At 41.8% G+C, this 17,548-nt stretch carries 19 protein-coding genes and 1 tRNA gene; 14 read left to right on the top strand and 6 right to left on the bottom strand.

Translation table 11 applies throughout. The annotated features are described in order from the left end of the window. Positions 1-35: 35 nt before the first annotated feature. Together AACU33_RS06100 and AACU33_RS06105 are read right to left on the bottom strand one after the other, a co-directional pair. Positions 36-1,412 (bottom strand): transposase, encoded by a 1,377-nt coding sequence (locus AACU33_RS06100; RefSeq protein ID WP_096587106.1) that lies wholly within the window; start codon positions 1,410-1,412, stop codon positions 36-38. A gap of 150 nt (positions 1,413-1,562) precedes the next feature. Then, on the bottom strand, positions 1,563-1,958 hold the full coding sequence (locus AACU33_RS06105; RefSeq protein WP_096587539.1) for a hypothetical protein: 396 nt from the start codon (positions 1,956-1,958) through the stop codon (positions 1,563-1,565). A gap of 562 nt (positions 1,959-2,520) precedes the next feature. Here AACU33_RS06105 and AACU33_RS06110 point away from each other — a divergent pair. Then, complete coding sequence (locus AACU33_RS06110) at positions 2,521-2,676, top strand: hypothetical protein (protein WP_339375793.1); 156 nt, start codon at positions 2,521-2,523, stop codon at positions 2,674-2,676. Between the two features lie 59 nt (positions 2,677-2,735). Here AACU33_RS06110 and AACU33_RS37550 read toward each other — a convergent pair whose 3' ends face one another. The 3 genes from AACU33_RS37550 to AACU33_RS06130 all read right to left on the bottom strand — a co-directional run bounded on the left by AACU33_RS37550 (position 2,736) and on the right by AACU33_RS06130 (position 5,356). Beyond that, the gene (locus tag AACU33_RS37550; protein WP_096587540.1) at positions 2,736-4,394 is read right to left on the bottom strand and encodes a caspase, EACC1-associated type; all 1,659 of its coding nucleotides are present in this window, start codon (positions 4,392-4,394) and stop codon (positions 2,736-2,738) included. A gap of 254 nt (positions 4,395-4,648) precedes the next feature. After that, on the bottom strand, positions 4,649-5,212 hold the full coding sequence (locus tag AACU33_RS06125; protein ID WP_096587542.1) for a Uma2 family endonuclease: 564 nt from the start codon (positions 5,210-5,212) through the stop codon (positions 4,649-4,651). Between the two features lie 57 nt (positions 5,213-5,269). Next, positions 5,270-5,356 (bottom strand) — tRNA-Ser (locus AACU33_RS06130). 92 nt (positions 5,357-5,448) lie between these two features. Between AACU33_RS06130 and AACU33_RS06135 the strand changes: the two genes are divergently transcribed. From AACU33_RS06135 to moeB, 12 genes are all read left to right on the top strand, one after another. Further along, complete coding sequence (locus AACU33_RS06135) at positions 5,449-5,817, top strand: 2Fe-2S iron-sulfur cluster-binding protein (RefSeq protein WP_096587543.1); 369 nt, start codon at positions 5,449-5,451, stop codon at positions 5,815-5,817. Positions 5,818-5,820: 3 nt separating this feature from the next. Next, the gene (locus tag AACU33_RS06140) at positions 5,821-6,396 is read left to right on the top strand and encodes a thermonuclease family protein (RefSeq protein ID WP_096587545.1); all 576 of its coding nucleotides are present in this window, start codon (positions 5,821-5,823) and stop codon (positions 6,394-6,396) included. A 114-nt stretch (positions 6,397-6,510) separates the two neighbouring features. After that, on the top strand, positions 6,511-7,323 hold the full coding sequence (locus tag AACU33_RS06145) for an inositol monophosphatase family protein (RefSeq protein WP_096587546.1): 813 nt from the start codon (positions 6,511-6,513) through the stop codon (positions 7,321-7,323). A gap of 110 nt (positions 7,324-7,433) precedes the next feature. Then, the gene (locus AACU33_RS06150) at positions 7,434-8,393 is read left to right on the top strand and encodes a J domain-containing protein (RefSeq protein ID WP_096587548.1); all 960 of its coding nucleotides are present in this window, start codon (positions 7,434-7,436) and stop codon (positions 8,391-8,393) included. A gap of 76 nt (positions 8,394-8,469) precedes the next feature. Then, positions 8,470-9,681: an ATP phosphoribosyltransferase regulatory subunit gene (locus AACU33_RS06155; protein WP_096587549.1), complete on the top strand. Its 1,212-nt coding sequence runs from the start codon at positions 8,470-8,472 to the stop codon at positions 9,679-9,681. A 109-nt stretch (positions 9,682-9,790) separates the two neighbouring features. After that, positions 9,791-10,015: an indolepyruvate ferredoxin oxidoreductase subunit alpha gene (locus tag AACU33_RS06160; protein WP_086759182.1), complete on the top strand. Its 225-nt coding sequence runs from the start codon at positions 9,791-9,793 to the stop codon at positions 10,013-10,015. 188 nt (positions 10,016-10,203) lie between these two features. Beyond that, positions 10,204-10,932, top strand: a complete 729-nt coding sequence (locus AACU33_RS06165) for an ABC transporter ATP-binding protein (RefSeq protein ID WP_096587550.1) — start codon at positions 10,204-10,206, stop codon at positions 10,930-10,932. 179 nt (positions 10,933-11,111) lie between these two features. Then, positions 11,112-11,855, top strand: a complete 744-nt coding sequence (locus AACU33_RS06170; protein WP_096587551.1) for a carbonic anhydrase — start codon at positions 11,112-11,114, stop codon at positions 11,853-11,855. A 161-nt stretch (positions 11,856-12,016) separates the two neighbouring features. Beyond that, positions 12,017-12,376 carry a four helix bundle protein gene (locus AACU33_RS06175; RefSeq protein WP_096587552.1) on the top strand — a complete coding sequence of 120 codons (360 nt, stop codon included), beginning with the start codon at positions 12,017-12,019 and terminating at the stop codon, positions 12,374-12,376. Between the two features lie 37 nt (positions 12,377-12,413). Next, positions 12,414-12,776: a GxxExxY protein gene (locus AACU33_RS06180; protein WP_096587553.1), complete on the top strand. Its 363-nt coding sequence runs from the start codon at positions 12,414-12,416 to the stop codon at positions 12,774-12,776. Between the two features lie 50 nt (positions 12,777-12,826). Next, entirely contained in the window at positions 12,827-13,285 is a 459-nt protein-coding gene (locus AACU33_RS06185; protein ID WP_096587554.1) for a Mov34/MPN/PAD-1 family protein, read from the top strand. A gap of 67 nt (positions 13,286-13,352) precedes the next feature. Further along, positions 13,353-14,525 carry a molybdopterin-synthase adenylyltransferase MoeB gene (gene moeB / locus AACU33_RS06190; protein WP_096587555.1) on the top strand — a complete coding sequence of 391 codons (1,173 nt, stop codon included), beginning with the start codon at positions 13,353-13,355 and terminating at the stop codon, positions 14,523-14,525. A gap of 20 nt (positions 14,526-14,545) precedes the next feature. On the opposite strand, the gene AACU33_RS06195 is transcribed toward moeB, so the two are convergent. Then, positions 14,546-15,046 carry a transposase gene (locus AACU33_RS06195; protein WP_096587556.1) on the bottom strand — a complete coding sequence of 167 codons (501 nt, stop codon included), beginning with the start codon at positions 15,044-15,046 and terminating at the stop codon, positions 14,546-14,548. Between the two features lie 473 nt (positions 15,047-15,519). Here AACU33_RS06195 and dndD point away from each other — a divergent pair, with 473 nt between their 5' ends. Next, positions 15,520-17,508, top strand: coding sequence for a DNA sulfur modification protein DndD (gene dndD, locus AACU33_RS06200; protein ID WP_096587557.1), 1,989 nt, complete (start codon positions 15,520-15,522; stop codon positions 17,506-17,508). The last annotated feature ends 40 nt before the right edge of the window (positions 17,509-17,548 follow it).

Here is a 17,548-nt window from a genome sequence, read left to right on the forward strand (position 1 = left end):
TATCCTCCAGGCGATTTAAGTCAAAACCAGAAATATTAGCTTTTGTTTTGAGTATTCTGATGGGTATCTAAAAGTCGCGCAGTAGAAACGTGACGATGTTTGCTGTCAACTATTAAAGGTTCTCGCTTTTTCTTTACCCCTCGAATCGCCTTGAGGAAACATTTAAGTTCGACTCTGGCTGCTAAATCTTGCAAAACCAACACCATTTGCTCAAGAGAAAAGGTCTCAAATGCTTGCCAATGGACGGCTGGAATTGCAATCATCATTCCCCGGTAAGTGCCAGTAATTTCATCAACTAAATAGAAATCTGACAAGCTAGCATCAATTTTACCGACTCCATGTACAGATCCTAAGGCAGCTTTGAGAGTAGCAAGAATGTTGTATGTTGTTAATGCCATCGAAAATGAAAATAAAGCTGCTTTGGGATAGGCTAAGGTTTGAATTTCGCCGTGAAAATTCTCAGTTACAGTTTGAAAAAGAGTCTCCAGGCTCCAGCGATTACGATACAATTCAGCAATTTTTGCAGCATCCGCATCATGAGAGGGTAAATTGGTCAAAATGGCGATTTCCCATTCCTTGTCTCGGGTTGGTTTGAACAATTTCAGCAAAATCCGGCGAGATTTCAGCAAATTACCGTCGTAATTAATTTCGATTTCCTGCTCAAATAGATTGCCTGTATCTGTGTGACCTACAGCTTTTAATTGCGAGAGTTGTTGATAACCTAACGACCCATGTTGACGAACCACAAAAAAAGCTTGTTGGTTTGCAATCCTAAACAGAAACTTGGCTGTACAAAAATTTCGGTCTCCATTCCAAACTTCATTTGCTTTGACACTCAAAAGTACATCATCAAATAAACTACGCTCTTGGGCATGAGCATCAACACAGGGAAAAATATCTATTACTAGCTTTGACAGTGGATCTGACACAACTATCGCTTTCCCTGGTAGAGCCTTAGCTGCAAATAACCGAATTGCATCTAGTCGATGGTCTGTGGCACCTAGACAAGTCCCATCAACAATTCTGTGTTGATATCCCGGTAGTGGATTTGGCTGTTCTCCTGCCATTTTTTGAATGAGCAACTGCAATTGGCTTGCTGTTTGTCTAACTAACGCCTGACTCACGCCCAGTTCCACGCCAGAGAGCTTTTTATATAGTGCAGTACTACTCACTATTAAGTTCGCAGCTCTTGCTTTGTAGGCTGCATGAACCGATTTCTGAATTCCACACACTACCAAACTCATTAAATCAACTTGGCTGGAAAACAATAAGTCTTGCTGGTATTGGACTTTTGCATGGGTTTCAAATAATTTATCCATGATTTCTGGGGCGAATACTCGCTCCATTAATCCTCGTGCCATCACACTTATTGGACTTTCTTGCACAAATTGTTCAAAGATGGCGGATAGCATTTTGATGCCCAAAACAGTTGAATATGTTGAGGATACATCGAAGTCGTACCTCACATTCCTTACTGGGGTTGGGTTTCAGATATTCATGAAGTAGTTCATTTGTTCGCGTTGAAAGGGCTGGCATTGCCCACCCTACGTGTTTACTATATACTAGGCAGTTACTACATTCTCATCTGTTGTTTTCTCTGCATTATTTTTCAAGCGGGTTAATCTGCCTTTACGGATACGTTCGCTGTCTCTAACGCCGCCTGCAAGCTCATATTCATCGCTGTTTTTGCCGTACCTTAAACCAACACCTACCAGAATTTTATCTGAAAGATTGCTTAAGGCTTTTTCCATTTCATCAAGCTTTTTTTTAGAAGAATCAATTACAGCTATAGCATCGTTATAATCATTAAGGATATTGTTAACTTGGTCTATTAATTGAGTCAGATTTTGTAAGTTACAATTATCATCAAAACTGATATTTGGATCTATAGCTTTCAGTCTAGCAACTCTAAACTTAGCTTTTTCTAGAATTCGAGATGTACGTTGTCTACGAGACATGGATTTGCACCTTTAAGAGCTTTTGAGAGCTATTTTGGCTCAATTTAGGTGGATTGTGGCTCAGCAAAAATCGCAATTTTTTGAGCAAAAATATTCATCTATGCCCGTGATTTCTCTGAATTAGATCGCTAAGTGTTGATTTGCAGAGAAATAATATGTTTAAGTAGCACAAAAAATACTATGTTAGTAACTAAAGTAGCATTAGGCGATCGCACCCTTCGGGGAAGTCAAAAGTAAGATACTGCGATCGCTTTAACCTTAAGGCTTAATGTTCAAGCTGTAAGGCTTTATGTTGTAACTGTAAGACTTAATGTTCAAGCTGTAAGCCTTCATGTTGTAGCTGTAAGGCTTAATGCTCAAGCTGTAAGACTTCATGTTGTAACCTTAAGGCTTAATGTTCAAGCTGTAAGGCTTTATGTTGTAACGTTGATGACCAAAGTTTGTTGGTGAATGCATTTTGACAAAGCTAGGGCGATCGCACTTTACAATAGTTTTCGCATATTTGAACCATATCTGTTGTAGGGAACATCCACAGGCTTTCGGTTACACAGATATCTTATCGATGCCGTGCCCCTACCGAGTAATTCATCTTCGCGACTTACCTTGGGATAAGCAAAGAATAATTGAAGATACTGAGGTACATGAGGTAGCAAAAATATTTATTCAGGCGAATTGTTATCATCCCGCAGTGCCAGGTATCGATATTCGTAAATGTTGATTCTACAGTGCATTAGAGGCTTTTAATAAATCTTCTTAAATTTCTGAAAGCCTTAAATGTTACAGTTTACAAGTCTCGATGCGAGAGAAGAGACCACCCCGCCATACCCGGCGCGAAACCACCCTTCCCACTCCCGCCATACGCCATACGAAAAACACGCACACGGGGAGGTGTCCCTTAGGGGCTGAGGTATCAAAAATGACAGTGCTGTAGCTAATCCAACTGCTATCTACTCTCCATCCTACGCGATCACCAAATTTATTCCAGGCTTCTTCGTCATAGTTACCGTCTGGCTTACCACCAACGCTTAAGTAAATTTCTTTTTGAACGCTGAAGCCAAAACGTCCATTGCTGTATTTTACCCATAGGCGGTCAATTGTGCGGAGGTCAGTACAGGGAAAGTTTAATAATTCATCAGATCTTATCCAGTCGCCTTTCTCTCGCCCTACTGTTTGAAGCATTACTAAATAAGTTTCATAATCAGCATCTTTCCAGTTTCCTGCTGCTAGCAAGTCGCGCAGCTTGGTATAATCTATGCCTTTTTCTGAACTGAGGTCATCGTCTTCTTTAGGTGTCGGTTCTTTGGTGTCACTAGTTGAGATTGGCTGCGATGAAATAGTATTACTTGTCGAAATTGACTGCTGAGGAATCAAGCGATTATGTATAGCTTCAACATCCTCATCTCGAAGTTTGAGAATTTGCTGTAATCGCTGTAAATCGCCAAGAGTTCCATCACTTAGAATTGGTTCTTCTCCTAAAGCTTCAGTTAGAGTTTGTTCGTATTCCAGCAAACTTTCTTGTAACTCACGGAATGGTTTGAGAACTTCTTCTTCTATCGCTGCTGCTACTTCCGAGTTTAACCCCAACTCCCTTTGTCTACGAATCAGAACCTTACGTCCCACAACTGAGACACGACCATTTCTGACACGTTGCTCAACTTCTTTACGATACTCTAATTGCGGATTGCCTACTGGTGCTTTAGCTAGGCGAATTGTATAACCTTCCCGAACTGCGAAAATTTCTGGCTTCATTGCTGGTTTTGCTTCCTGCACCTTACGCTTGGCATATTCATGCAGTGCTGCTACTGTAATAAAACCATCATTATCGCTTGCGGCTCCTGTCTCAATTCCCTCAATTAAATAGCGGGTGTAAACCCCGCCTCCTGAATCTTCAAAAGATTTTTGTGTAGCTGTAGAAGAGGTTAACACAGCTCTACCTTCACCACCTAATTGCTCAACAATTTCATTTGTAATGCTGAGAGTGGAAATTTCTTTAGCACTCATACCCTCAGCAAAAGCACCGCTAAAGCAGCAGTCAAGAATTAAAACTTGTCGCTTGGATTTGCTACGGCTCATGTAACGTTCATGAATGAATTTGGCGTCTACTGCTGTACCAATTCTTGGGAAACCTTGGGGATTAATTTGAGTGTTGCGGCTGATAAAAAATAGATTTCCGTCTTCATGTCTATAGCCATGTCCAGAAAAATAAAGCAGCACTACATCATCTTTCTGACATTTTTCCATGAACAACTGCTCAATTTCTGAGCGCATAGTATCAGAATCAGGACTAGACAAAAATTTGACTTCATCAAACCCGCCTATCTTTGAATTCAGCAAAACACGCTGCATTGCTTCAATATCTTTGATTACACCAGATAAATTATTTATCTTCTGAGATTCATACTCACTAGCCCCAATCAGCAATGCATATTTCGCCATTTTGCTTGCTTAGTTTCGTTAAAATACGCGAATTTTCTATAATTCTATATTTTATACAGTGTTTTCAAACTCAAAAAGTAGCGACTGTCTTGAAAGTCAAGCGATGCGCAACCCAACGAAGTAACGTAAATGTTGGGTTTCGTTCCTCAACCGAACCTACAATTAAGTCTAATTGAGAGTTTGAAAATAGTACCTACACCTACGCAGTTTTTATTACTTGCAAATAAGCAAGCGATGCTCGCTAATTAAAATACTTAACTCATAGGTCGTAACATTTCCCGTACTGTAATTATGCACTCAGGAAATGCCAAGGGAGAAATTTGCACATCCTCTGCGAGAATACTCTCACTTTGATAACCTTCTGGACTTGGTAAGCGATAGACATAAAGCTTTCGCTTATTTACATCTAAAACCCAGTAATCTAAAATACCCGACTTGGCATATAGAGGCGCTTTGACTTCTCGGTCATATTTGAGACTAGTATCAGCCACTTCAATAATCAAAAATATCTCTGATGGAGTGGGATGATGGTCATCGTAATCTAAAGAATCGGGAACTACCACAGCTACATCTGGTTCTGGTTCCGAATAATCATCTAGTTGCACAGGGGACTGAAACCGCAGTAAAACTTGAGCGCTTATGCGGTTTCGCAATAATCTATCTATGCGAGTAATTGCTGATTCGTGAGCAGTTCCCTTAGCTACCATCTGAATTATTTGCCCTGCAATTAACTCAACCCGTTCTTCTGGACGAAAAATTCCCGCCTCTGCCATGCGGTGATAATCTTGAACTGTTAAAAGGCGAATAGCTAAAACCATATCACTCAAGCCGAACAGTTCCGTGCTTTTGCTGCTTATTATTCTATGCTTTTAAAACGGAGAGGGAGGGATTCGAACCCTCGTTGAAGTTGCCCCCAAACAGCATTTCCAGTGCTGCGCCTTCAACCACTCGGCCACCTCTCCAGGTGCCACGATTTACGATTCTACACTGAAATTCCAGAAAATGCAAAGATGAAAGAAAATATTTGAGAGTACAGTTAAAATCTCCAATCAAAATGTCCCGAACATACACGATTAAAGTTCACGATCGCAATTCTGGCAAAGAATACACCCTACAAGTGCCAGAAGACCGTTACATATTGCACAGCGCCGAAAACCAGGGGACGGAATTGCCGTTTTCTTGCCGTAATGGGGCTTGTACGACTTGTGCGGTGAGGGTGCTGTCGGGAGAAATTTATCAACCAGAGGCAATTGGATTGTCGCCTGAGTTGCGGCGCAAAGGTTATGCCTTATTATGTGTGAGTTATCCCCGTTCTGATTTAGAAGTGGAGACCCAAGACGAAGATGAAGTCTATGAACTCCAGTTTGGGCGCTATTTTGCCAAAGGGAAAGTTAAAGCGGGTTTACCCTTAGATGAGGATTAAGATTTGGTTGGCGCAAAGGTGCAGATTAAGACTCTGGCGGCGCAGTTTGGCGTATTAGTGCGGAAAATAGTCATTTTGGCTTGTCTATTACTCCTTGTGAGTTGTCAAGCCAACAATCAACTCACAGCCAATCAGGTGCAGGTGAAGATAGCGCGGGTGGTAAGTGGGCAAAGTTTGGAAGTTTTAGGGATGGCTGAACAACCAAATTTGATTTCCCAAGTGCGGTTAATTGGAATTGATGCGCCCGATATCCGTCAGCGTCCTTGGGGAGATAATGCCAGACAAGCGTTAGAGACACAAATTGGAGGCGCAGAACAAGTTGTCACGTTGGAGTTTGACATTGAACCCAAAGACAAAATTGGCCGGACTTTGGCGTATGTATGGAAAGATAAGAAATTGTTGAATGAAGAATTAGTCAAACAAGGGTACGTATTATTTGTACCGCGATCGCCTAATCACAAATACGACCAGCGTTTAGAACGTGCCCAACAATGGGCGAGAATCATGGGACAAGGAATTTGGCAACCAGAAAAACCCATGCGCCTCACGCCTGCTGAGTTTCGCCGCCAGTATCGATGATAGAGGCAGGGGGCAGGGGGAGATGAAGGAGTGTGGGGAGTGTGGGGAGAAATGACAAATGACCATTGACTCTTGCTCAATGCCCAATGCCCAATAACCAACGACAAATGACAAATGACAAATTTACAAATCTTTCTCGACATAGCCACAGAAGCGGCTTTAGCTGCTGGTGAAGTATTGCAAGGTTACTGGGGTAAATTAGAAGATGCGATCGCAGAAAAAGGTCGTCCTGGCGATCTAGTTACCGTTGCTGATAAAGCTTCGGAAGTGGTTGTCTTGGATGTTTTGCGTCGCCACTTTCCCGAACACTCTATCTTGGCTGAGGAGTCTGGGAAACTGGGAAATCAGGAAAATCAATATCTTTGGGCAATCGATCCTCTTGATGGGACGACCAACTACGCTCACCAATATCCTTATTTTGCTGTTTCGATTGGGTTATTAATTAATGGCGCTCCTCAAGTAGGTGTCATTTATAACCCCTTCCACAATGAGCTATTTCGGGCGGCGGCTGGCTTGGGTGCAACACGTAACCGTCGCCCGATTAAAGTTTCTGATACTTCTGAACTAGGTAAAAGTCTGTTGGTAACGGGATTTGCCTACGATCGCCGGGAAACATCTGATAATAACTATGCAGAATTTTGTCATTTCACCCATCTAACTCAAGGTGTGAGGCGCAGTGGTTCAGCCGCGATGGATTTAGCTTATGTTGCTTGTGGGCGTTTTGATGGCTATTGGGAAAGGGGACTTTCTCCTTGGGATATGGCGGCTGGCATCATTATCCTGCAAGAAGCTGGCGGGAAGGTGACTGCCTATGATGCCAGTCCTTTCAAAATTGAGTCAGGAAGAATTCTCGCTACTAACGGCCGCCTGCACGAAAGTATCAGTCAGGAATTGATGCAAGTTCGTCCGCTGTCAAGTTGGACTTGAGGAAATTAACTATTTGAGGGTATGACTTTTAACAATTTACCACTGACAGATCGCCAATATAGCGAAGTAAACTAGAAAAATATTTCGCTGAAATTGGTGCATACCCTTTTATGTCTTTAAGAATAGATCGCGGACTTTTTAAATATGATTTCATAGACCATCATGCAGTTTTGTGCATTCCTGTTGATGCGGATGTAAAAGAGATTCGCAAACGCTATTTAGCAATTGCGCGAATGTTACATCCTGATACCAATGCTGCTGCAAGTGCGTCTGAAAAGCAGCTAGCTAACGAATTTTTATCAAAGTTGGTGAACCCAGCTTACGAAAAACTTTCTGCGGAACGCACTCGTGCGGAATACATGATCGTTCTGTCCCAAATGGGTAAGCGTTTAGTACAAGAATCTACTGCGGTGGATATTCACTCCAATTTGGGTAAACAGTTAGCCACTGCACCAGAATCAAATATAAATCAGGTATATAAAACTGCGATCGCTAAACTTGCAGAAACCCAATATCAGTCATTGCAGCAAGTACCGCAAATCATCGCCCAGATTAGTGAGTTGAATTTAGTTTACCTGATGCGGAGTGCTGGTAAATCCTTAACCGCACCACCCCCACCATTGATTCAACCCACAGCGAATCCAGTTCCGCCAAATCCTGCACCAGCACCACCACCTCCGCCACCAGCTGCTAACGAAGATTCAGCAGTGGAACACTATCTCCGTCGCGCCCAAACTTTGATTGACAAAAACCAATTTGCCCAAGCTCAAGTAGAACTGCAAGATGCTTTAAAACTAGAACCGAAGAATAGTCGATGCCATAGCCTGATAGCATTGGTGTATTTGAAGCAAAATCGCTTGAAGATGGCCAAGGTTCACTTTGAGAATGCGCTGAAATTAGACCCCAATGACAAACTAGCGTTGGAATGGAAACCAAAACTAGACAAAGCTTTAGGGCAACAATCTGGTAATTCTAAGGGAACTTCACCTTTCAATATTGCTGGTAAACAATCAGATAAGTCTGGAGGTGGTGGTTTGTTTGGTGGTTTGTTTGGTGGAAAGAAAAATTAATCAGCGACTCACGCTTAGTGCTATTTCCATAATCAAGAGATTTTGCCAGAGAACGGAATAGTATTACGGAGGATTAATGGTTTATCAACCAGCAGCGGGAGCCAGGGATTTATTACCTTTGGATGTGGCTCAAAAACGCTGGATTGAAGATAGGTTACAACAAGTATTTCATCGTTGGGGATATCACAGGATTATCACCTCAACTTTGGAGCGCATGGATACCTTGATGGCGGGAGAAGCAATTCAGCGCCAAACGGTAATTCAACTCCAAAATTCTGAAGATGAAGAATTAGGGTTGCGTCCAGAACTAACAGCTTCTATCGCTCGTACTGTCGTGACGCGCATGGCAGGTGCTACTTACCCGCAAAGGCTGTACTACAATGCCAATGTGTTTCGTCGTATCTGGGAAAATCGGCATAACCGTCAGCAAGAGTTTTATCAAGCTGGGGTAGAGTTGCTGGGTGCTGGCGGATTGCTAGCCAATGCAGAAGTGTTGTTGTTAGTAGCAGATTGCTTGGCGGCACTGTCGTTGCAGCGATGGCATTTAATATTAGGTGAAGCGGGAATTACCCGATCGCTGTTGAGTGTTTTTCCAGCGCATCTCCAAGGTAAAGTTCGTAGTGCGATCGCTAATCTTGACCGCATTGCCATAGACAATTTACCGCTAAGTGATGAACTCCGCGATCGCGCCAGACTGATCTTAGATCTACGCGGTACAAGCAGCGAAGTTTTAAAAAAAGTCAACAGCTTAGATCTCGACAAAGCCCAACAAGAGGCTGTCAACAACCTCTCATCTTTAGTTGAGTTAGTGCAATCAGAGGGAAATTACCCTTTAATCCTCGATCTCAGCTTGATTGAAACCATCGACTACTACACTGGTATTGTGTTTGAAGTCGTCAGCGACAAAGAAGGACAAGCCCAAGTTTTAGGCAGAGGTGGCCGCTACGACCAGCTTTTAGGGCTGTATCATCCCCAAGGAGAAAACATCCCCGGTATTGGCTTTGCCCTCAATATCGAAGATTTATACCAAATCATTCAATCTACTCAGCAATTACCGCAAGCTCCCCCTGCTAGCGATTGGTTAGTAGTACCAGAGACAGATCGTGCTGATGCTGCTGCCTTTGCCTATGCCCAAAAGCTACGCTATGCTCACGAGATAGTACGGGTAGAAATAGATTTAGGCGGCAGAGATGCAGAAGCCATCCGGCAATACGCACGCGATCGCGGTATTGCCAAAATCGCCTGGATTCAAGCTGATGGTTCGCCAACCATAGAACCATTGTCTTAAGCATTCTGACTACTAAGCATAGGCAAAATATATACGCTACAGCTGAGTAGTAAATATTTCTAATTGCTAGGCTAGAAACAGCCGACTTTCAAGAGAGGGAATCAAGAATATGCCACACACAATTGTTACTGATGTCTGTGAAGGCATCGCTGACTGCGTAGACGCTTGTCCAGTAGCCTGCATCCATGATGGGCCGGGTAAAAACGTCAAGGGAACCGATTGGTACTGGATTGACTTTGCTACCTGCATTGACTGTGGCATCTGTATCCAAGTTTGCCCAGTAGAAGGAGCGATCGTTCCCGAAGAGCGACCCGATTTGCAAAAAACACCATAATAGTCCATAGTCCAGGCAGGGTTAATGAAGATGTGGGGACAAGGGAGACAAGGAAGACAAGGGGGAAAGAGCTATTATTAATTTCCAATACCCCATGCCTAATGACGGCAGTTGCTCAACTTGGGGAGACCTTAAGATCGCACCGCCTCCCCCATGCCCCATACCCAATAACAAATGACTATTGACAAATGACTATTGACTATTTACTAGAAGTTCAAAATGTTCGCGCTGGATATATTAAAGACGTAGATATCCTACAAGGTGTGAATTTCCGCGTTGAAGCTGGAGAATTAGTAACTGTAATCGGCCCTAACGGTGCTGGTAAATCCACCTTGGCAAAAACCATTTTTGGACTGTTAACTCCCCATACAGGCACAATAACCTTTAAAGGTGAAAATATTGCGGGGCTCAAGTCAAATCAAATCGTGCAACGGGGAATGTGCTACGTCCCCCAAATAGCGAATGTCTTCCCCTCTCTAACAATTGAAGAGAACTTGGAAATGGGGGCTTTTGTGCGCGATATTCCGCTAAAACCCCTCAAAGATAAAATATTTACCATGTTTCCCCGATTAAGCGATCGCCGTCGTCAACGCGCAGGTACGCTTTCTGGCGGAGAACGTCAGATGTTGGCGATGGGTAAAGCTTTGATGTTAGAACCGAGTTTGCTGCTTTTAGATGAACCTTCTGCGGCTTTATCTCCCATCCTCGTCACCCAAGTATTTGAACAGATTAAACAAATTAACCAAAGTGGTACAGCAATTGTTCTAGTAGAACAAAACGCCCGTAAAGCCTTGGAAATGGCAGATCGCGGTTATGTACTAGAGTCAGGACGCGATGCTATCTCTGGCCCCGGTCGAGAATTGTTGAATGACCCCAAAGTGGCAGAACTGTATCTAGGAGCCGGGAAAGGGCATTAAGGGGAGTGTGGGGAGACAAGGAAGTAGAGGAGGAAGAAATCACTGTTGACTTTTGACCCTGGACTCTTGACAAATGACAAAAAATTAAATAACTCTTAAACCGTGTCAGCGGGTACTCTTGCATCTGGCTGAATTTTGATATCTTCCAGGCAACAACCAAGCTGTTGTCAGGTAGAAGAATGGCTAGAATTCACGGATTTATTGGACGTCGCAATTTTTTGCATTTGACCGGTTTGGGTAGTATTGGAATCGGGGCTATTGTTGGTGCTGGCGGTATACTGTGGAACAAAGAGCCTTCTTTAGCTGAATACCCATCTAATGCTGATGTTGTAGAAAAACCGCAACCAGTTAATCCCCAAGCCGCCTTAAAAAATTTGCTAGCGGGAAATCAACGGTTTGTGCAAGAACAGCGTCTAAATCCCCATCAATCTAAATTCCGTTTGCAAGAAACAGCCGTAGCTCAATATCCGTTTGCCGCCATACTAGGATGTGCCGATTCTAGAGTACCCGCAGAAATTATTTTCGACCAAGGGCTAGGAGATTTATTTGTTGTGCGAGTAGCTGGAAATGTGGCCTCTCAAGAAGCTATAGGTAGCTTGGAATACGCTACATCTGTGTTAGGCGCTCAACTAATTTTAGTTCTAGGACACGCAAAATGCGGTGCAGTACACGCGGCGGTAGAAGGTCAACCTCTACCTGGGAGAATTGGTATTTTTGTAGAAGAAATTAAACCAGCAGTAGAAATAGCTAGAAACAAAACTGGCAATTTAGAAGAAAGTGCTATTATCACCAATGTGCAATATCAAGCACGAAGGTTAGCAGAAAGTTCAACAATTTTAAGAAACTTGGTGAAAGATGACAAACTTAAAATTGTTGGCGGTCGTTATGACCTAGCCACAGGAAAAGTCACTATGCTTTCCTAATTATTAATAAGAATTTTGTTAAATATATTATCAAATTTTTACAAGATTTAGACTCTGGTTAATTTGAGTAGATTACCTGAGAGATTGAAGTAACTCTTAGTGCCATAGTAATATTTAAGGCTATGTCTACTTAAAAATTACCAGCGTCACCAAGCATCAAAATGACAGACTTTAGAGAAATTAAAGAGTGGGAAAAAGCCCATGAACTGACAGTAGCAGTTTATGAAGTTACTGGTACATTCCCCGAAACTGAATTAATGGGATTAACACAACAAATACGTTTAGCTTGTTCTGCCATTCCAATAAAAATTGCGCAAGGATGCAACCGCGAAGATTGGGAAACACAACTCAATTTTCTGGAATTGGCAAAGGATGCAGCAATTGAGGTGGAATATTACCTGTTGCTTTGCTATGAGTTGGAATTCCTATCATCTTCTTGTTACGATCGCCTTGTCAGTAATGTTGTCGAAGTGAAAGAATTACTGGAAAGTTCGATTGAGAAGCTGAGTCGTAATTTCTGATGGATAAAAATAAACCGCCGATAAACGCCGATGGGAGATGGATAGAATCACGGAAAAAGTTATTGGTTGTGCATTTACAGTGGGTAATGGGTTAGGTTGTGGATTTTTGGAGAAGGTATATGAGAATGCTTTGGCTTATGAACTGCGAAAAAACGGACTGTTGGTAGAACAACAATCCGAGATAGAGGTACGATATGACGGTATTGTAGTTGGTCAATTCTTTGCTGATTTACTAGTTGAAAACTTAGTATTAGTCGAACTCAAGGCTGTTAAAGCTTTGGAAGAGAAGCATTTTGCACAGTGTCTTAACTATCTCAAAGCCACAGGCCTTAAAGTTTGCTTACTAACAAACTTTGGCAATCCTAAAGTAGAAATTAAACGTGTCGCACGAAATTTCTAAATCCTAATTATCGGCGTTTATCAGCGTTCATCGGCGGTTAATAATCCTCCATGATTCTCCAAGTCCTAAGAGAACACCTGCAAAATATCCGCACCCATGCTCAAAGCACTTACCCCGATGAGTGTTGCGGTATAATATTCGGTCATACTACTAGTGAAGGCAAAACTGTAGTAGAAGTTATGCCTACAGAAAATGCCTGGAATACAGAATCAGCAAATTTCCCAGACGATCGCACAGACGAAACTCAAAGGCGAAGATATGCGATCGCACCCCAAGTCATGTTACAAGCACAAAGAGAAGCACGCGATCGCGCGTTGAACATTATCGGTATTTACCATTCCCACCCCGATGCACCAGCGATTCCCTCAGAATGCGATCGCCTCTATGCTTGGCCTGAATACTCGTATATAATAGTTTCCGTCCAAAAAGGTAAAGCTGAAACACTCCAAAGCTGGAGTTTAGATGACACTCATCAATTCCAACCAGAAGTAATTCAACACATAATTTAAACAAGCTATTCAATACGGATATCATTTTTCGCTACGATAAATAGTCCGCCCTCCACATTAAATTGCTATGCTCAATCCCAATCTGGAAGAAATCCAGTTAACAAAAGACGATTACGAACGCTACTCCCGCCACCTGATTTTGCCGGAAGTGGGACTTGATGGACAAAAACGTCTCAAAGCCGCCAGCGTACTGTGTATCGGTACAGGTGGACTTGGTGCGCCACTGCTGTTATATTTGGCAGCTGCGGGTGTAGGGCGCATCGGTATTGTTGATTTCGATGTTGTCGATACTTCTAATTTGCAACGCCAAGTCATTCACGGTACATCCTGGGTAGGTAAACCCAAGATTCAATCAGCTAAAGATCGAATTCTGGAGATAAACCCTTACTGTCAGGTCGATCTTCATGAGGTTCGCCTCAGTGCTGAAAATGCTCTGAGTATTTTGGAACCTTACGATATTGTCGTGGATGGTACTGATAACTTCCCCACAAGATATTTAGTCAACGACGCTTGTGTGTTGCTAAACAAGCCCAACGTTTACGGTTCGATTTTCCGGTTTGAAGGACAAGCAACTGTATTTAACTACGAAGGCGGGCCGAATTATCGTGACTTGTATCCCGAACCACCACCACCAGGAATGGTTCCCTCCTGTGCAGAAGGTGGCGTGTTAGGAATATTGCCAGGAATTATCGGTGTGATCCAAGCAACAGAAACTGTGAAAATTATCCTCGGACAGGGTAACACCTTAAGCGGACGCCTGCTGCTGTACAACGCCTTAGAAATGAAGTTCCGCGAGTTGAAGCTGCGTCCTAACCCCATTCGCCCAGTCATTGAAAAACTGATAGATTACGAAGAATTCTGCGGTATTCCCCAAGCTAAAGCAGAAGAAGCGAAACAACAGCAGGAAATTCAAGAAATCAGCGTAGTGGAATTGAAAGAATTGCTGGAAAGTGGCGCAGATGATTTTATGCTGCTGGATGTCCGCAATCCTCATGAGTATGAAATAGCCAGAATTCCTGGTTCAGTTTTAATACCTTTATCGGAAATCGAAGCCGGTACAGGCATTGATAAGATTAAGGAATTGTTCAACGGCCATCGTTTGTATGCCCATTGTAAGATGGGTGGGCGATCGGCAAAAGCCTTGAGCATTCTTAAAGAAGCTGGAATAGTTGGGACAAATGTTAAAGGTGGAATTACAGCTTGGAGTCGGGAAGTAGATCCCGCAGTTCCAGAATATTAAACCCCTAGAGGTCTATCGCATTAATTTTGCTGGGTTGGGTAAATTTTTGAAAGCTTAACTCTTGCATCTTCTGTACGAAAACGCCAATCTACACAAACCTGATTAAGATTGCGATCGCATTCCCAAATTGAAACCTCTTGTTCTAAAGTTTCAATATTGGGAATTCTTCGTTGAAGGTATTGACGGACAAGTACTGACAATTCAGCTTCAATCATATTGCTCCAAATCCCATGTTTTGGTGTATGGTGAATCTCGAATTTTTTGGCAGTTCTTCTGGCTACGGCTGGGGCAAAAACTTCATACAATGCACCGATTGTATGTGTATTTAAGTTATCCATTACCAAGCGAATTATTTCCGAATCTGGAAAGGGGATATCAACCAATTCTTTCATACAATAAGCGAAATCTACTTTGGTACGGCGCTCTGTTACTTCGATGTGTCTCCATCCTAAATATGGTGCAAAAAAGGCGAATAAATTACAACTCTCTTTGCGTTCATATTCGTAATCAAATTTTGCCACTGTTCCTCACTTATCTGCGGTTTTAGGGACAGGTGGCATTGGTTGATGTACATCCACAATTAATTAGCATAACCTTTAATCAAAGCATACCAGTGGGCGTTTCATCTCGGGTGGTTGAGGATATAAATCAAGCACATCTTCCATTCGGTATACGAATTCTGAATTGAGGATTGGGATGCAACATTATTCTTTTAACCAAGGCTAATCGTAGTTTTTTTTTATATTCTATCAACTGTACTTTTGCTCAAACTATCAACTATTTCCAGACTGACAAATTGGTTTGCTAACATTCTTAAAGTCTAACGTGTACTCTCAGTAGGTGCATCACTGCAAGTTATTGCTATTAAATATGCTTCGTCATAATTAGTTAACCTTCTTGGCTTTCCTGGACGCTTTTTCTCTGTTAATATCGCTGCTAAATTTTCACAAAATAACTATTCCCTTCACCCCAAATTATCAAATAAAGAACAAAAATGATATTTCTTGAACTAGTTCTACAAAACTTTGGCCCTTACGCTGGAAGACAAGTAATCAAACTTGACCCAAGAAGTGGAGAAAATCCGCGTCCAATTATTTTACTTGGTGGGATGAATGGTGGGGGAAAAACTACTCTTATGGATTCTATACGGCTAGCGTTATATGGACAACGCGCTCAATGCTCTACTCGTGGTAATCTAAGCTACGGGGATTTCTTAAATCAATGCGTTAATAGTAAAGCTAACCCTGCTGAAAAAACCCGAATTGAATTACTGTTTGAGCATATTGAAGACGATAAACCAATAAAATACCGTATTGTCAGAACTTGGGAGAAAAACCCTAAAGATGGTAAAGATACACTAGGTATTTTAGGCGATGATGACACCTGGCCTGTTGATTCTCTGGTGAATATCTGGGACGATTATATAGAGAATCTTTTGCCTTTAGGTATTTCTAACTTATTCTTATTTGATGGGGAACAAGTTAAAGAACTCGCAGAACAGGAAACACCTCCACAAATTGTGATTGAAGCTATTCGCGGGCTTTTAGGGTTAGAGTTGGCCGATAGATTAGCAGTTGACTTGGAAATTTTAGTCAATCGTAAACGTAAAGAAATTGCTGATACTAAAGATTTAGCTGACCTAGAGAAAATTGAACAAAGGTTAATAGAACAACAAGAAGATTATCAAGTTATAGAAGAAAAGTTAGCTATTTACAAAAATCAAATTGAAGAATTAGAAATTATCCAGCGAGATGCTTTAGATAAATTCGTTTCTGAAGGTGGTAAAATTGCTGCCGAACGCAATCAGCTCGAACAACAACAAAAGGAAAAAAATACTAACGCCGAAAATATCAGACAGTCAATGTGTGACTTAGCTGCTGATGTTTTACCATTGGCGTTAATTCCTAATTTACTGAGTCAGGTACAAGTACAGGGAGCAAAAGAATTTCGCTATCAACAAGTACAGTTAGCCAGAGATGTTTTACTTGAGCGAGATAAACGTTTACTTAAATGGCTCAGTGAGTTAAAAATTACTTCAGAACAGGTTGGCAAAATTCAGTCTTTTTTAGTTGAAGATGTTGATAATTTATATACAGGTTACTCTCAAGTGGAAGCACCTTGGTTATTAGCTGACGAGGAAAGTTTAAGCCAATTAGATAATTTGATATACCATGTAAAAAATGCTAAAACTTCGGCAAAACAACAATTATCTAATCTCAAAAATCTAGAAGAAGAACTGATTGCTTTAGCTAGACAAGTGCAAACAGCAGCAGAACCTGAAGCTTACCAAAAGCTGCGTGATGCCGTAGAAGAAGCACAAAGTCAAGTAGCTAAAGCTAAAGCTATTTATGAAACGACTCGCCAACATTTAGCTGAATTAACAGATACTCTAGAACAGACAAAAAAAGAATTAAAAGATTATACCGAAAAAAATATTGATACTAAAAATAGGGAACATATTATTACTTCAGCCGCAAAAGTTCAAGAAACACTGAAAGTTTTTCGAGAAAAATTAACTCTGAGAAAGCTTAATAAATTAGAGGAAGAGGTAAAAAATTGTTTCCTGTATTTACTACATAAATCTGATTTAGTATATCGCATAGCGATTGATACCAAAACCTTTGCCCTGTCTCTGTTCGATTTCGATGGTAAACCCGTCCCGAAACATCGCCTGTCAGCAGGGGAAAAACAACTACTCGCGATCGCATTTCTTTGGGGGCTAGCCAAAGTCTCTGGATTCCGCTTACCAGTAGCCATTGACACTCCTCTTGGCAGACTCGACTCCTCTCACCGCCAAAACTTAGTAGAAAAATACTTTCCCGCAGCCAGCCATCAAGTAATTCTGCTTTCCACTGATACTGAAATCGGTAAAAAAGAAGTAGAGGCACTGCGAGAAAATGAAGCGATCGCCCACGAATATCTCCTCAAATACAACTCTACCACCCGCCAAACCACAGTGATAGAAAATAAATATTTTTACTGAAGAAGGCTCAAATTCCTGTATCTTTTAAGAAGTCGGGAAT

The sequence above is a fragment of the Calothrix sp. NIES-2098 genome (assembly GCF_963875125.1).
Lineage (GTDB): Bacteria > Cyanobacteriota > Cyanobacteriia > Cyanobacteriales > Nostocaceae > Aulosira.